At 61.1% G+C, this 14,561-nt stretch carries 13 protein-coding genes; 6 read left to right on the top strand and 7 right to left on the bottom strand.

The genetic code is table 11. The features are described 5' to 3' along the window. Nucleotides 1-266 precede the first annotated feature (266 nt). The gene (locus tag EPN80_RS09780; protein ID WP_293026226.1) at nucleotides 267-926 is read left to right on the top strand and encodes a DUF1120 domain-containing protein; all 660 of its coding nucleotides are present in this window, start codon (nucleotides 267-269) and stop codon (nucleotides 924-926) included. Nucleotides 927-1,301: 375 nt separating this feature from the next. Further along, the gene (locus EPN80_RS09775) at nucleotides 1,302-2,009 is read left to right on the top strand and encodes a DUF1120 domain-containing protein (protein WP_293026225.1); all 708 of its coding nucleotides are present in this window, start codon (nucleotides 1,302-1,304) and stop codon (nucleotides 2,007-2,009) included. A gap of 42 nt (nucleotides 2,010-2,051) precedes the next feature. On the opposite strand, the gene EPN80_RS09770 is transcribed toward EPN80_RS09775, so the two are convergent. The 5 genes from EPN80_RS09770 to EPN80_RS09750 form a co-directional block, all read right to left on the bottom strand. Then, on the bottom strand, nucleotides 2,052-2,648 hold the full coding sequence (locus EPN80_RS09770) for a hypothetical protein (RefSeq protein WP_293026223.1): 597 nt from the start codon (nucleotides 2,646-2,648) through the stop codon (nucleotides 2,052-2,054). Beyond that, entirely contained in the window at nucleotides 2,635-5,457 is a 2,823-nt protein-coding gene (locus tag EPN80_RS09765; protein WP_293026221.1) for a fimbria/pilus outer membrane usher protein, read from the bottom strand. The genes EPN80_RS09770 and EPN80_RS09765 overlap by 14 nt, the downstream gene beginning before the upstream one ends. Before the next feature lie 4 nt (nucleotides 5,458-5,461). After that, nucleotides 5,462-6,172 (bottom strand): fimbria/pilus chaperone family protein, encoded by a 711-nt coding sequence (locus EPN80_RS09760; protein ID WP_293026219.1) that lies wholly within the window; start codon nucleotides 6,170-6,172, stop codon nucleotides 5,462-5,464. 45 nt (nucleotides 6,173-6,217) lie between these two features. Beyond that, entirely contained in the window at nucleotides 6,218-6,910 is a 693-nt protein-coding gene (locus EPN80_RS09755; protein WP_293026217.1) for a DUF1120 domain-containing protein, read from the bottom strand. A 483-nt stretch (nucleotides 6,911-7,393) separates the two neighbouring features. Then, nucleotides 7,394-7,951: a phasin family protein gene (locus tag EPN80_RS09750; protein WP_047213000.1), complete on the bottom strand. Its 558-nt coding sequence runs from the start codon at nucleotides 7,949-7,951 to the stop codon at nucleotides 7,394-7,396. Between the two features lie 431 nt (nucleotides 7,952-8,382). Between EPN80_RS09750 and EPN80_RS09745 the strand changes: the two genes are divergently transcribed. Further along, complete coding sequence (locus EPN80_RS09745; RefSeq protein ID WP_293026215.1) at nucleotides 8,383-9,087, top strand: nitroreductase; 705 nt, start codon at nucleotides 8,383-8,385, stop codon at nucleotides 9,085-9,087. Nucleotides 9,088-9,393: 306 nt separating this feature from the next. Further along, the gene (gene pbpG / locus EPN80_RS09740) at nucleotides 9,394-10,452 is read left to right on the top strand and encodes a D-alanyl-D-alanine endopeptidase (RefSeq protein WP_293026214.1); all 1,059 of its coding nucleotides are present in this window, start codon (nucleotides 9,394-9,396) and stop codon (nucleotides 10,450-10,452) included. 110 nt (nucleotides 10,453-10,562) lie between these two features. Here the strand turns inward: pbpG and EPN80_RS09735 are convergent, their stop codons facing one another. Beyond that, on the bottom strand, nucleotides 10,563-11,414 hold the full coding sequence (locus EPN80_RS09735) for an IclR family transcriptional regulator (RefSeq protein WP_293026212.1): 852 nt from the start codon (nucleotides 11,412-11,414) through the stop codon (nucleotides 10,563-10,565). A 186-nt stretch (nucleotides 11,415-11,600) separates the two neighbouring features. On the opposite strand from EPN80_RS09735, the gene EPN80_RS09730 reads away from it, so the two are divergent. Further along, nucleotides 11,601-12,332, top strand: coding sequence for a (Fe-S)-binding protein (locus tag EPN80_RS09730; RefSeq protein ID WP_293026210.1), 732 nt, complete (start codon nucleotides 11,601-11,603; stop codon nucleotides 12,330-12,332). 78 nt (nucleotides 12,333-12,410) lie between these two features. Next, complete coding sequence (locus EPN80_RS09725) at nucleotides 12,411-13,832, top strand: lactate utilization protein B (protein ID WP_293026208.1); 1,422 nt, start codon at nucleotides 12,411-12,413, stop codon at nucleotides 13,830-13,832. A gap of 17 nt (nucleotides 13,833-13,849) precedes the next feature. Here the strand turns inward: EPN80_RS09725 and EPN80_RS09720 are convergent, their stop codons facing one another. Then, entirely contained in the window at nucleotides 13,850-14,509 is a 660-nt protein-coding gene (locus tag EPN80_RS09720; protein ID WP_293026206.1) for an amino acid ABC transporter permease, read from the bottom strand. Nucleotides 14,510-14,561: the final 52 nt, after the last annotated feature.

The raw sequence follows: 14,561 nt of genomic DNA, 5'->3' as shown, positions 1-14,561 counted from the left end.
CCCGACCGCCGAAGACTCATCTGAGTTCGACTGCGTATGAAGTGAAGGGGTGCCGAGACAATTCTGATGTCGGAGCAAGTCCGGAGTTTGCATAATCGTCATGCCGATCGGGTTCCAAATACGTGTCAACGGCAGGTCGATGGCGCTATGCTGGCCTGTTGGGCGAACCAATGGTGCCCGATCCCTCCCAACGACTCGCGCTGGCCGCGCGTGGCATATGCGTGCCACGCGCGGCCAATTTCCCAATGACGCATGACATGACAAGGATGACCAGAACAACGACCGCGGCGCTGCTGCTGATGCTGAGCGGGCTGGCCGCGGCGCAGTCGATGAGCGTTCAGGTCAGAGGCTTTATCAAGCCTGACTCGTGCGTGCCGAAACTTGGCGATACCGCGGGCATCGATTATCGGGTGATCGACGGCAGAACCTTGTCTGTCAATGAAGCGAAATTTCTGGGACGCAGAAGTACCACGCTGACGATCGACTGCCCGAGTGCGATGACCGTCAGACTCAAAGTCAGCGATACCCGAGCGGCTACCGCATTGAGCAACGCCGAGTTGCCCGGCACGGTTGCGGGGCACGCGTTCGGACTGGGGCGCGCCAGTGGCGCAGGCAAGCGCAATGCCAAGATTGGCGCATACACACTGACCCTGGACGCCGATTCATTTCGAGCCAGTGGCAACGGATTGCCGCTGCGATTGTTGCGCCAATCGGGGCGCGGCTGGGTCGGCGGCGGCACCGGCAGAGTCATGCGTAGCGGTGACGTTTTTTCCTGGGGGCAAGGCATGAGCGATGCGCCCGGTGCATTTACCAAGCTGAGCGGCACGCTGCACGTCGATGCCTACGTCAACAAGCTCAGCGACTTGCCGCTGGACTCCGATATTCAGCTCGACGGCCTGGCGACGCTGGAGATGATCTATCAATAAATACGCGCAGACCAACGACCAACTGGACGAACGCTGACGAGGCCGCCCCATGTGCAGGGGGCGGCCTCTGTCGTTGGAGGCGCCGCCGCGAGCGAGCGACTGTGCGCCGTCGGCAACCTGGTGCTGCGACATTTTCCCATCGTGCGAAGCCTCTCGCGGAAGGGGCGCCGAGAACAATCTCGTATCGACGGTTTCGGGAATTTTCCATAATTTTCATGCCCCTGACTGTGGTACGACGAGGTTTGTCCAGCGGCCAGAAAGGGGTGTCGTGACTGAACGCCGAACCCGAACCAGCGATGCTGTGCTGCGGCCCACCGAGCACGCTCCGGATGGCGCGGGATGATCTGAGGGCGACGGTGTTGTTCGGTGCATGGCTTGATCCACCTCTTTTACATTTTGATCCTATCCAACCTTATGAAAAACACGAAGAAATTTGCAGCGGCTTCATTGCTGGCTGTTCTGTGTGGCTCCGTGATGGCCCAGTCGATACCTCTGAAAGTGAGCGGCACCATCAAACCGCCGGCGTGCACGCCGAAGCTTGGCGATGCCGCAGGCGTCGACTATAAGACCATCGAAGGTAAAAATCTTTCGATGACCGAGCCCAAGCACTTGGGTGCCAAGAGCACCGACCTGACGATCGAGTGCCCGACAGCCGCCGCGGTGCGTTTGAAGATCAGCGACACCAAGGCCACCAGCTCGATGGGCCGCACAGGCTTGCCATCCGAGGCAAAAGGGGCGTTGTTCGGCCTCGGCCAAATCAGCGGCAACGGCAAGACCAATGCGAAAGTGGGCGGCTATACGCTGACCTTGGTGCCGGATTCCTTCAAAGGCAATGCGAACAGCGTGAATACCACCGTGCTGCGTCAGGATGGCAGCAACTGGGTGAAAAGCGGCGACGGCTTCGTCATGAAGAGCGGCGATGTGTTTGCGTGGGCCGAAGGTGTGGGCACCAATCCGAGCGCATTCACCAAACTCGTTGGCAAGATCCAGGTCGACGCCTATGCGAACAGGCTCTCCGACTTGCCGCTGGGTGCGGATATTCCGTTGGACGGCTTGTCCACGTTGGAGTTGGTCTACAACTAAGCTGCGCGCCAACCTGCCGCGGCGCCCGAATTCACGGGCTCCTTACCGCGTGATCAGTTCAAAGGTGCCACGGCCCTGCCAGCGCTGCATGCCGGATACCCGCGTGGCTTCGACCGGTATGCGGGTCTGAACTTCTACTCGAGCGGTCAAATGACTGCCCACGGCCGGTTGTCCGTCGAGGGCGGTCAGCGCAGCGCCGAAGCCGGGTTTGAGCTGGAGTGTCGTTTCGGATCGCGACACAATCAGAGGGCCGGGGCCACCGGCACTCACCTCGCTCAAGTGCACTGGCTGACCATCCAGACGGGCCTCACTCAGGCGGACCGTATAGCTGCCATGCTCGGCAAAGCGGAAGCGCTCCGTATCGGCCGCTGCGCTGCGCAAAAAAAGGCTCATGGAGGCAGGCTTGCCGCAGGTCGCCGTCAGTGTGATGAATCTAGGGTCGAGCGATGCCTCGCCCGATGCCGACGCGTAATCGAGCAATTGCCCTCGGGTCAATTGGCCGTATTCGATCGAAGGCTGGTTGAGCACGAGCTTGCACTCGGCATGATCGGCACGTGACGGCACGGCGACCAGCGCAGTGATGACTGCGGTAGTGGGCAGCGCCAGCCACCGCACGGTGCGAAGGTTAAAGATTTTCATGGAGCGGCTCCGTGGGATTGGTCGCGGCCGACGCCGCAGCTTCTGCGGCAGCGGCCGTCGGCGCCAGCGGTTGGCAAACCGCGTCGACAGCCTCGAAGTATCGGCCAGCGTCGAACTTCTCCGGCACCGTGAAGCGCAGTTCGCAATGGCGCTGTTCATCGAGCTTGACTCGCAAAGCTGATTTGGGCTTGCCCTGATTCAAAAATATTTTGCCTTTGCCGTTCACCGCGGTGACAAAATTACCCCGGCTATCGACGACCGATGCGCCTTTGGCTGGCATGCGGCCGTCGGGCAGAGTCACATTCAGCAACAGCCGTCGCACCTGGCTGACTTCGAAATCGACGAAATTCACGGATCCATGCCCCGCTTTTAGGGTGTACGAACCATTTTTTACATCGATATTGCGCGGCAAGCCTGTCGTCGCCAGCTGCAGTTGCGCTTCGCTGTATGCCGGCAGCGCGGGAACCACGGCACGGCCCCAGGCATCGGTCCACGCCGGCCCGCTCGGGGTGTGGATTTTCGCGCCGGCAATCTCGCCCACCGAGACGATGCCGAAAGTGTCTTGCACCGGGTAGGGCGAAAACGTCACACCACCGCGATGCGCCACGGCGCTGCCGCGCACGCTGGCCGAGAAGGCATGGCTGCCTGCGCCGAAGTAGCCGTAGCCGACGCCGAGTTGCGTGTAGCGCGGCAAGTAGTTCAGATTCGCCGTTAGGGCGGCACGCCGTGCGTCGCTGGTCGAAGTGACCGAGGCATTGTAATTCAACGTTTCACTGACGTTTTCGCTAAAGCGAGCGCCATAGCGCGTTGTATCGCCGGTTTGACTGGCAAACCCACTGACGTAACGCTTGCCGAGCGAAAGGCTGAGGTTGATATACACGGCACTGCGTGGGCGGCGTGCGCCGGTTTCATGCTCGGCATTGAATGAAACATTGGCCGGACCGAACGTGTTGCTCCAGGAGCCAAAAAAGCGGCTCGTCTGGCCCGCGTTGCTGGAGGTGGCACGGCTGTAGCTGAGCATCATGCCGCCCGCGCGAGCCGCATTCCAGGCCAGCGATGCCGTGTATTGCGCGCGGACGCGCTGAGGTTGCTCAAGCGGCCCGCGGTACCCCGAGGTTTGCAGGGTGGCCGACAGCGAAGCGGACAGATTCTCGCTCAAGCGTGCATTCAGGCCACCGGTGATCTGTGTACCAGTAGCTCGCTGTTCGTTGTCGCGCGTCAGTAACACCCGCATCGCCGCGGTGGCGTTGGCCATTAGCCTGGCGTCGAGACTCAGACCCAGCGCCTGGTAGTGGTTGGTGACCAATAAGCCGGTTGCCGCATTGATGTTGCGGCTCAGCGCCCAGCCGCGATTGGCACTGAGTACCCAGGGCGTGGGCATGTCGCGTCCGCGCCTGACGGACTTGCCTCCGGGGCGACGCACCTTGCCCACGGCCACCGAGAAGCCCTGCGGCGCGCCGATGCCGTGATTCATGAACGACGCGGCAGGTACGGTAAATTGGCGTCGCTCGCCAGTAGCCTCGATGACCGTGACCTGCAGGTCGCCGGTGCCGCTGAGCAGCGGCAGGCGATCCAGCACGAAAGGGCCGGGCGGCACCAGCGTGGAGTACACCAGCGAGCCATTTTGATGGACTTCGACGCGTGCCTGGGTTTGCGCAATGCCGCGCACCACGGCCCCTGCGCTGGCCGACGCGGCCTCCGTCAAGGCCCGCTCGGGCATGAGCTGAACGCCGTGCAAAGGAATGCCTGCGAACAGCGAACTGCCGAGCGTGATTTCGCCCGCCTGCATGATCGATCTGGCATCGACGAAGGTGCGTTGCACGTAAGTGTGAAGATAATTCCAGCTCGATTTTCCGTTGAGCTGGGTGAAGGTCTGGCGGCTGCGCACGAGCCAGTCGCCACTATTGAAGCCCACATCGGTGGCGGCCACGGCATAGCGATTGACCTTGCCCCACGCACGATTGTCCGACGCCTGGATGTCATAGTTCAGTAACGCCGCGGTGCCTCCGGTGGTATATCCCGAGAGCGTGGTCTCGGGCGCGCGCAGTGCTTCGCCCGGTACGATCAATTCGATGGCCGCTTCGTTGGGGTGAAGCGTCACCACGGTTTGTGGATAGGCCAGCCGGTAGTCGTAGCAGGCAGGCCGTGCATTGGCAGTTGCATCGCCCGCCACCGAAACATCGATCTCGGCTGGCGCAACGGGCGTATCCCCGCGTGCAGGCGCGTCGCCGGCGCGTGGGGCCTTGATGGTTTTGCCATCGCCTTGGCGATCGCCGCCGCGATGACTGGCGGCGGCAATGTCGACACTGGCGCCATCCTCAGCCAGTGCATTGGGTTCGAGCGGCCATACCGATGAACCGACGGCGCTGGGAGCGGGTCGGGGCGGCAGTGCGTCCGGCGCGGCTGGCACGTTCGCGGGTGGCGCTGCCGGCAGCTCTCCAGGCACCCGCAGCCCGGCGCGATCGAGCAATTCGCGATCGAAACAGAGTTCGCCGTGGGTACCGAAGCGGGCGTCGACGGTCCCCTTGCGCATGCCGTTGACGGTCAGGGTGACGGGCGACGTACCCGGCCTGAAGCGCGCCGCCTGACTGAAATAGACGGCAGTGGCCGGATCGATGCCGCGCGCCTTGAGCATGTCGCTGTCGAACTTGACGTGACCGGCTTCCGGTTGTGAGGCGCTCAGTGTGCCATGACAGACCAGGGCCGTGACCAACAGCACGCCGAGGCGACGGGCAAGCGACGCAGTGCCGAAATTTGGGCGAAAGGGGGCCTGCCCGCGCCCCGGCGCGGGTCGAATGGCGCGTTTCATAAGCTTACTTGGCGGGCTGGGTCGTCTGGTTCACGGGCATCTCGACCGAGCCGGCTGCGTAGCCATACGCGGTGGAGGGCAACAAGCGGACTTTGAGCGCCTTGGATGCCGTGCTTCGATCGGTCGTGAGCATGATTTTTTCGCCAGGCAGGATATAGGACTTGGGCAATGCGGCTTCGCGATCCGCCGGCAAGACGCGCACGGCCTGGGCAAGTCTGACGACGTAAGGGCTCGGGTTGCTCACGGTCAGTTGCTCGCCTGCGACGGCCCACTGCAGATGCAGCCAGGGCTGGCGATCCGGCGCGAGATGTTTGGGGCGGATAATGAGCGGCAGGTTCTGCCGGATGACGACCTTTACCTGACTCGCCCCCTCGTGCTTCTGCGGAATGCCCTCGAACGTCACACGTTTCATGCGCTCGGTCTCGAGCGGCTGATCGCTTTGCAAAATAAAGCGTACCAACTGGTTTTGCCCGCTCTCGACGCGCGCAACCGGCGGCGACGCGACGATCAGGTCAGCCGTGTCTTCGGGAATATCCTCGATCGCCGTGTAGAGCAACGATGGCGTCGGATCGGTGTTCTTGACGTTGATCACACCTTCACCATCGGCTTCGTTGACGATCACGACAGAGGTCTCCGGCAGCATGCCGGAGGCGTGCGCGAGATTTGCCGCGAGCAGGGAGAGCGCAATGCTGTGAGAAAGAAGTCGTTTTTTCATGCTGCCGCCGTGATTTGAAGAGAAGAAATGAAGTTGATGTCCGGCTCACAAATACTCGACGGTAAAGCTGGCCAAACCGTCGAGTTCAATGACCTGATTGGAAGGCAGGGAGTCGAGCGGGTTGATCAATGGCTCGACCTTGAGCGTGAGAAACACGCCCGGCTGTGCCGAGGGCTGATCTGCGCCGAGCGACCAGCTCACCCAGTCGGCCGCGTTCGCCATGGGCTTTTGATCCCAGCGCGGGACACTCCACGTTCTGCCGTTATTGTTGGACATGAGGATCTGCGCCCACAGTTTGTCGGTGCGCTGATAACCGTTATTGGCCATGCTCATGACGAATCCGCCGATCTTCTTGCCGTTCGCGAAACCAAGACCGTATGGCACGTAATCGCGAATCACTGCATTTTGGTCGTCGCGCAAAACCGGGCAGCCGTCACCCGCATTGCATTGCAGCGCTGAAGCAGCCCGTTCGTCCTTGAGCCTTACCGCGAAGCGCGTCGGTTGCTGGCAACTGATCGTCACGTTCAGCACGTGCGGGTACAGTGCGGTCACGCGGGTCTTGTTGAGGCGATGTCGTGGAATATCACCGTAGTTGATGACTCCCTGGCGGTTGAGCAAAATGCTGCAGGCCGACGGCACGACAGTAACGCCGATATCGAAATCAGCGGTGCGCGCATGCAGGCTGCCGCACGTTGTCGCGAGCAAGGCAAGAGCGATCGTTTGATGAAGACGAGCCATGGGTTGAGTCGGGTGAATCAACGGTCCAGGAAAGCGGCGCCCAATCGACCGGGGCCGCGCCCTCAGCCATGCCGCGAAAACGTATTGCTCTCCCGGGGGATTGGCTGATGTGCCGGATCGAGGTCGCGAGAAACAGAAAAGACGCAAGAGACTTGAATGGTGCGAAGCGTCATTTATTCGTGTACTCGTGCCCCGAAGTCCGGCAGCGAGTTAAGAATATTCTTTGGCTTGATGCTGAAATATGGGATTGCTCCCAAACATCGGATTCAGACGGGAGGAGGCGTTTCGTGCGACGGCCAGATTAGCGTGCAGGCATGACAAGGACAGGCGGGACGGGACTGTGTCCCACTTGACGGGATAACGCCGGGCATAAAAAAACCCGGCAATGTGCCGGGTTCAAAGGGTACCTGTGAGGTACCGAGGAGACAACTCTGACTGGCGCCCAGATGAAGGCGCGCAGCGCAAATTCAAGGGTGCGTGCGCTTATTTTTTGGCAGCGCGCGAAGAAGCTTGCTGGGCGGCCTTGGTGGCCACATTGGTGGCTGCGGCGAAATTGGTTTCGGCCAGTTCGACGGCTTGCTTGGTCGCTTTGTGAACGCTGTCATAGGCGCTGTTGGCGGCACTGATGGCGGACTTCACGACGGCCACGGCGGATTCCGAACCAGCGGGCGCGTTCTTGGCAATGTTGTCGACCATCGACTGCAGCTTCTGCGAGTTTTCAGCCAGCTGCGATTCGGCAACTTTGCTGAATTCGGCTTGAGTGTTCGAAGCGATCTCATACAAGTGACGACCATACGCGAGAACCTTCTCGGCAGCCGGCTGCACCAGATTTGCCTGCAGGGCCAGGAATTCTTGGGGGTCCTTCGCCGTCAGGGCTTTCTGTGCGTTGCTCGCACCTTCTTCCAGCGTGGTCTTGACGACTTGTAGATTCAGCTCGACCAGCTTCTCAATGCCTTCGAAGGCTTTGTTGGTCAAACCGAACAGGGTTTCGAGGTTGGCTTTGTGAGCCGAGGCCAGTTGTTCCGGGGTCAAAAATGACATTGCTTTCTCCTGAGGCAGAAAAATTGTGTCCCACTCCGTGTTTGCTGGTCTTTGGTTTTCACTTAAGGGTGAAAACACGGTTCGGGCCATCTCGCTGTGTGCTGCATTGGTGCAGTGCACAAATGCAAGTTTATAGTAAAGATTCCTGATGTCAAGTATTTTTTGTGCAGAGCAACATTGATTAAAATTCATTAATAATCAGTTGATTGCAACATGGGCTGCTGCGCCCCGGTGGCAGCGCGGCATTTGTCGGTGGCACGCCGATCCTTGGTGCTGTGCATGTCGATGGTGCACGACGGTGATAACATCGCAACTTGGCGGCTGACCGCCAGTGGGCCGCAGCGTCGTGAAGACCGGGCTCGAAACCTGCCACGCCTGGAAAATTCCGCATAGGCGCGTCAAAAATTCCAATATTTCCACCAATGACGACCATGACTCAAATCCCTGCGCCTGAGATGACCCGTATCGTGGATGATGCGCTGCGTTCGCGCCGTAGCGTTCGGGCCTTTTTGCCGACACCCGTGCCGCGCGAGACGGTCATGGAAATTCTGGAACTGGCGAGCCGGGCGCCATCCGGCAGCAATATTCAACCGTGGCGGGTGACGGTGCTCGAGGGTGCGGCCAAGGACGAACTGGTCAAGCGCCTGCAGGCGGCGCACGACGACCCCGAAATGAGCAAGTCGCACGTCGAGGAATACGCCTATTATCCGCGCCAATGGGTCGAACCGTATCAGGGGCGACGGCGCAAGATCGGCTGGGACTTGTACGGATTGCTCGGCATCGGCAAAGCCGACAAACTTCAAATGCATCGTCAGCACGGCCGCAATTATCGCTTCTTCGATGCGCCGGTCGGCATGATTTTTACGATCGATCGCGTGCTGGAGCAGGGCAGCTGGCTCGATTACGGCATGTTTTTGCAGAATCTGATGATCGCGGCCCGCGCCCGCGGCCTCGATACCTGCCCGCAAGCGGCCTTCACGCAATTTCATCGCATCATCGCTGAATACCTGGCGCTGCCGCCGGAGCAAATGGTCGTGTGCGGAATGTCGCTCGGCTACGAAGACAAAACGGCGGTGGAAAACCAATTGGCGACCGAACGAGAGCCGCTGGCCGGCTGGGTCACGTTTATGGAGTGACGGGATGTGGCGTTTTGTGGCGGAATTGGCGTAATGACCGCTTGCCATGGCGCTTTGCCAAAAATTTCTAGAGGCGGGTTTAAGTATTGAATCTAAGTATTTCATATTGCTAATTTTTTGGACATTAACTACACTTTCCAACAAAGTATCGCCGCCAACCCAAAGCCGCTAAAAATGTTTTCATTCGACCTGTTCTCTCGTTTGTGCCGTCGCGCCCTGTGGGGGGCTGCCATGGTGGCGGCCACACTCGCTGTCGGCACCGCGGCGTACGCCCGGCCTGTCGCATGCTCGAGCAAGCAATCCCGCTTGAGCCCTGCCCAGAAGCGGGCCTGCTTGCATCACACCGCCATCAAGCACGCGACGCTCAAACAGCATCGCGTCGAGCGCACGCTGTCGAGCCGCCCCACCGTCGTCAAGCGCGTGGCCGTCAAGCGAGTCGTCTATCGCGGCGGGCAACGCCATATCGTGACCAGCTACCGCAAGGTCAATTTCCGGCCGGAACACCTCTCGCCGGGCCGTGCCTACGGCTTGCATGACGGGCTGCCGCAAGCTCTCGCGTTGCGTTCGCAGGAAGCATTGGTAGTCGACGAAAACACCGCGGAAGTGCTGTATGACAAGCAGTCGTCCATGGTTCGGCCGATCGCATCGATCTCAAAATTGATGACGGCCATGGTGTCGCTCGACGCGCACATTCCGCTCACCCAGACGATGGAAGTCACGGCCGATGACCGTGATTACGAAAAGGGCACTGGCTCTCGCCTGTCGGTCGGGTCGCGCCTGAATCGCGCCGATATGCTGCACATTGCGCTGATGGCCTCTGAAAACCGAGCAGCGGCGGCGCTGAGTCGCTACTACCCGGGCGGACGCCCGGCCTTTATCGCGGCGATGAACCGCAAGGCGCGTGAACTCGGGATGAACGATACCCATTTCAACGATCCGACCGGACTATCGAGCCAGAACGTGTCGAGCGCCCGCGATCTGGTCAAGATGATCAAGGCCGCATATCAGTACCCGCTGATCCGCGAGTTCTCGACCGACAAGAGCTACGACGTCAACACCGGCAGGAAAAACCTCCACTACGTCAGCACCGATCATCTGGTGGGGCATCCGGGCTGGCAGATCGGCCTGCAGAAAACCGGCTTCATCAATGAGGCGGGGCAGTGCCTTGTGATGCAGGCCGTCGTGCACGGTCGGCCGGTCATTATCGTGCTGCTTGACTCGACCGGCCGATATTCGCGTTTTGCCGACGCTGCGCGAGTTCGCCAGTGGCTGCTTGACGGCGGTGGCAGCGCGGCACTGCGCACCGCTGGCAACCAGCCGGCCGCCACGACCACTCAAGTCGCGAATGTGCAACGCGCGCTCTAAGCCGGCCGCCGGCATCTGATGCCATGAAAAAACGCTCCCTCGGGAGCGTTTTTTCATTTGCCGCGGGGCACGGTTTCGCGCGGGCGGCAAAGAGATTCCCGACCGGCGCTTTACTCGCCGGCCTGTGCTGCCGCAGCCGTTCGCAAGGTGCTGCCCGCGAAATCGGTTTTTGCCTGGCCGTCGCCGGCAGGGGGGCGCTTGAAACCCAATGCCTGCGAGATCTGCACGGCGGTTTCGTTGAGACTGGCCAGCCAGGCGTCCTGCATGCGGTCGGCCGGTGCCGACAGCGAGAGGCCGGCGACGAGCTTGCCGCCGTCGTCGTAAATCCCGGCAGCGATACAGCGCACGCCCAACTCGAGCTCTTCGTTGTCGCGCGCGTAACCATGGCTACGTACGGAACTGAGTTCGCGCTCGAGCTTGCCGAGATCGGTGATGCTGTTGCTGGTGTGGCCCGACAGCCCGGTGCGCGTGGCGTAGGCGCGCACCCTCGCGGTTTCGTCAGCGGCCAGAAACAGCTTGCCCACGGAGGTCAGATGCAGCGGCGCGTGACCGCCAATGGCGCGTACCACCTGCATGCCGGAGCGCTCGCTGTATGCGCGTTCGATGTAGACGATTTCGTCGCCCTGCCGTACCGAAAGGTTGACCGTTTGGCCGGTCAGCCGATGCAGGCCGCGCATGGGCTGAAGTGCGGCATCGCGCACCGACAGCCGCTCCTTGACCAAGTTGCCCAGCTCCAGCAGGCGCATGCCGAGCCGGTAGGTGCCGGGGTCGGAACGGTCGACGAGACGGCAAGTCACCATATCGTTGAGGATCCGATGCGCGGTCGACGGGTGCAGCTCGGTTGCCAGGGCCAGTTCTTTGAGGCTGACGGGGTCCGCATGCGAGGCAAGCGCGTCGAGCAGTCGCATCATGCGTTCGATCACTTGAATGGATGTGCGGGATTCTTGACTGACGTCTTTCATGGGGAGCCGGGAAGGACGAGAAATAATGCGTGACATTCTATATCATATTGTGAAAAATGCCCAAGCAAGGAATCGTCCGCCGTGGCTCCGCGCGCCCGTGGCCGGGCCAAACTGCGGCCGTAATGCATGTTTGTACCGGGGATCGGAGCCTATAATGACGCATTGTTTTCCTCACGGGATGTTGCGATGCGTGTCGGCTTATTCGTTACCTGCCTGATTGACCTGATGCGGCCGGAAATCGGCATGTCAGTGCTGGATTTACTGGAATCGGCCGGCTGCGAGGTGGTCGTGCCCGAGACTCAAACGTGCTGCGGTCAGCCCGGCTACAACTCGGGAGAGCGCAGCATCGCGCGTGATCTGGCGCAAAAATTCCTGGACGAGTTTGAGGAATTCGACTACGTGGTGGTGCCCTCGGGCTCCTGCGGGGGCATGATCAAGGCGCATTACGGCGACCTGCTGCGCGACGACCCCGAATTGATGGGGCGCTTCGAACGGCTGCAACCCCGCGTGTATGAGCTGACGGATTTTCTGGTCAATGTGCTGAAGCTCGACAAGGTGCCCGGTACCTTCAGCGGCGAAGTCACTTACCACGACTCCTGTTCCGGCTTGCGGGAACTGGGGGTGCAGGCGCAACCGCGCGCCTTGCTCGGCCTGCTGCCAGGGGTGACCTTGACGGAGATGAAGGATTGCCAGGCATGCTGCGGTTTTGGCGGTACTTTCGCGCTTAAGTATGGCGATATTTCGACGGCCATTGTCGACGAGAAATGCGCCAATATCAAAGCGAGCGGAGCCCAGGCCGTGGTGCTCGGCGATCTCGGCTGCATCCTGAACATCGAGGGCCGGCTGCGCCGCACGGGCGACCGTACCACGCGGGTACTGCACATCGCCGAGGTGCTCGCCGGCCGAGCGGACAAATGACTCAGCGCTATTCGTCGGCGCGCCACACGTCGCCGCACGAAATCAGAACAGCCCCATAGCCTTTTTTGGTGAAACGCGATGCAAGTACAGTCGATGCAGTTCAAGGCCCGCGCCGGCCAGAAGCTGGCGGACCAGCGCCTTCAGAACAACCTCAAGAAGCTGTCGACCAAATTCGTTTCGGCGCGCGCCGAGGCGGTCCGGCATATCGATTTCGAGGCCACGCGTGCCGCGCTCAAGGAGCGGCGCGATCGCGGCCTGGAGAATCTCGACGTCTGGCTCGAAATCTTCGAGCGTGAGGCAACGCGCCGCGGGGCAACGGTGCTGTTCGCCGAAACCGCGCAGGAGGCCGCCCGGCTGGTGGCCGAGATCGCCAGGAAGCACGATGTCAAGAAGGTCATCAAGACGAAGTCGATGGTGACCGAGGAAATGAATCTGAATCGCGTGCTCGCCGATATGGGCGTACAGTCGATCGAGACGGATCTGGGCGAATATATCCTGCAGATCAACGACAATGAGCCGCCGAGTCACATCATTGCGCCGGTGGTGCACAAGGACAAAGAGGAAATTGCCGATCTGTTCGCCAGAACCCATCACCGTCCGCGTCAAACGGAAATCCCGGCGATGACCCGCGAGGCGCGCGAAGTGCTTCGCCCGCAATTCCTGTCAGCCGACATGGGTGTGACCGGCGGCAACTTTCTGATTGCTCAGACCGGATCGGTCGCGGTGGTGACCAACGAGGGGAACGAAGGCATGTGTACCATCATGCCGCAGGTGCACGTTGCCGTGACCGGCATCGAGAAGGTACTGCCGACGCTGGAGGATCTGGCCACGGCAATGCGCTTGCTGCCGCGCTCGGCCACCGGGCAATCCACGTCGAATTACTTCTCGCTGCTGACCGGCACGCGCGCGGCAGGGGAGCAGGATGGTCCCCAACACATGTATTTCGTGCTGGTCGACGGCGGACGTACCGGTTTGATTGGCGGGGCATTCCAGGAAATGTTGCGTTGTATCCGTTGCGGCGCCTGCATGAATCACTGCCCGGTTTATCAGAAGATCGGGGGGCACGCTTATGGCTGGGTCTATCCCGGGCCGATGGGTTCGGTATTGACGCCCAGCTACGTCGGGTTGGAGAAGGCCATTGATTTGCCCCAAGCTGCAACCCTTTGCGGCGAGTGCAATCGGGTTTGTCCGGTTGGCATCCCCATCTCGGATCTGTTGCGCAAACTGCGTGAGCGACAGATGGAGCGCAAGTTGCGTCCATGGCAGGAGCGCTTTGGCCTGGCGGCATGGGGCTTCATGGCGCGCCGGCCCAAACTCTACGCCGCGGTGACCGGTGCGGGCGCCCGCGTGCTCAAATGGCTGGGGCGTGAGCGGCAATCGATCAGCCGCCTGCCGCTGGCTGCGGGTTGGACCAACACCCGCGAAATGCCGGCGCCTTCCGGCCGGACATTTCGCCAGATGGTGCGCGAGCGCCGCCCTGGCAGGCCTCGCTCGCTCTGAGCCCGGCGGCGTTCGCGTCAGTGCTTGCCCGGCAGGGCCAGGCGCTGTTCTACGCGTCGCTGAACCCAGGCCAGCCCCGTGCTCAATACCCAGTAGATGGCGGCGGCCGCCAAGTAGAGCGGCAGCGGCTGATAGGTCGCTGCGATCACTTCCTGGGCGCTGCGCAGTAACTCCGTGACGGTAATCACCGACACGAGCGACGTGTCCTTGATCAGGCTTATCAGGCTGTTGCCCAGGCTCGGCACCGCCAGGCGCAGGGCTTGCGCTCCGACCACGTATCGCAGCGTTTGGCGATGCGTCAGCCCCAGGCTATAGGCGGCCAGCCATTGCCCCTGGGGAATGCCCAGGATCGCGCCGCGCATGCTCTCCGACAGATAGGCGCCGACGTTCAGGCTCAAGGTCAGGATGCCCGCCGGCGTCGGGTCAAGCGACAGGCCAATGCTGGGCAGACCGTAATAGACCACGAAGATCTGCACCAGCAGCGGCGTGCCGCGCATGATGCTCACGTAAGCCCGGGCGATATGCTGAAGCCAGCGCCGCTTGCCGATGCCCATCAACGCGACGATGACGCCGATCATCAGGCCGAACAACATCGACCACAAGGCAAACTTGACGGTAATCGCCGCGCCCAGCAGCAAGACCGGCAGGGACTGAACAATCAGATCGTAAGGATGCATGAAAAAAGCGCGCGAACCGCGCCGGTAAAAAGCGCCATCATAAAATGATTTC

Source organism: Pandoraea sp., from assembly GCF_004297875.1.
Classification (GTDB): domain Bacteria; phylum Pseudomonadota; class Gammaproteobacteria; order Burkholderiales; family Burkholderiaceae; genus Pandoraea.
The sequence above is the reverse complement of the archived record's forward strand: the minus strand, read 5'-3'. Positions and strand labels throughout refer to the sequence as shown.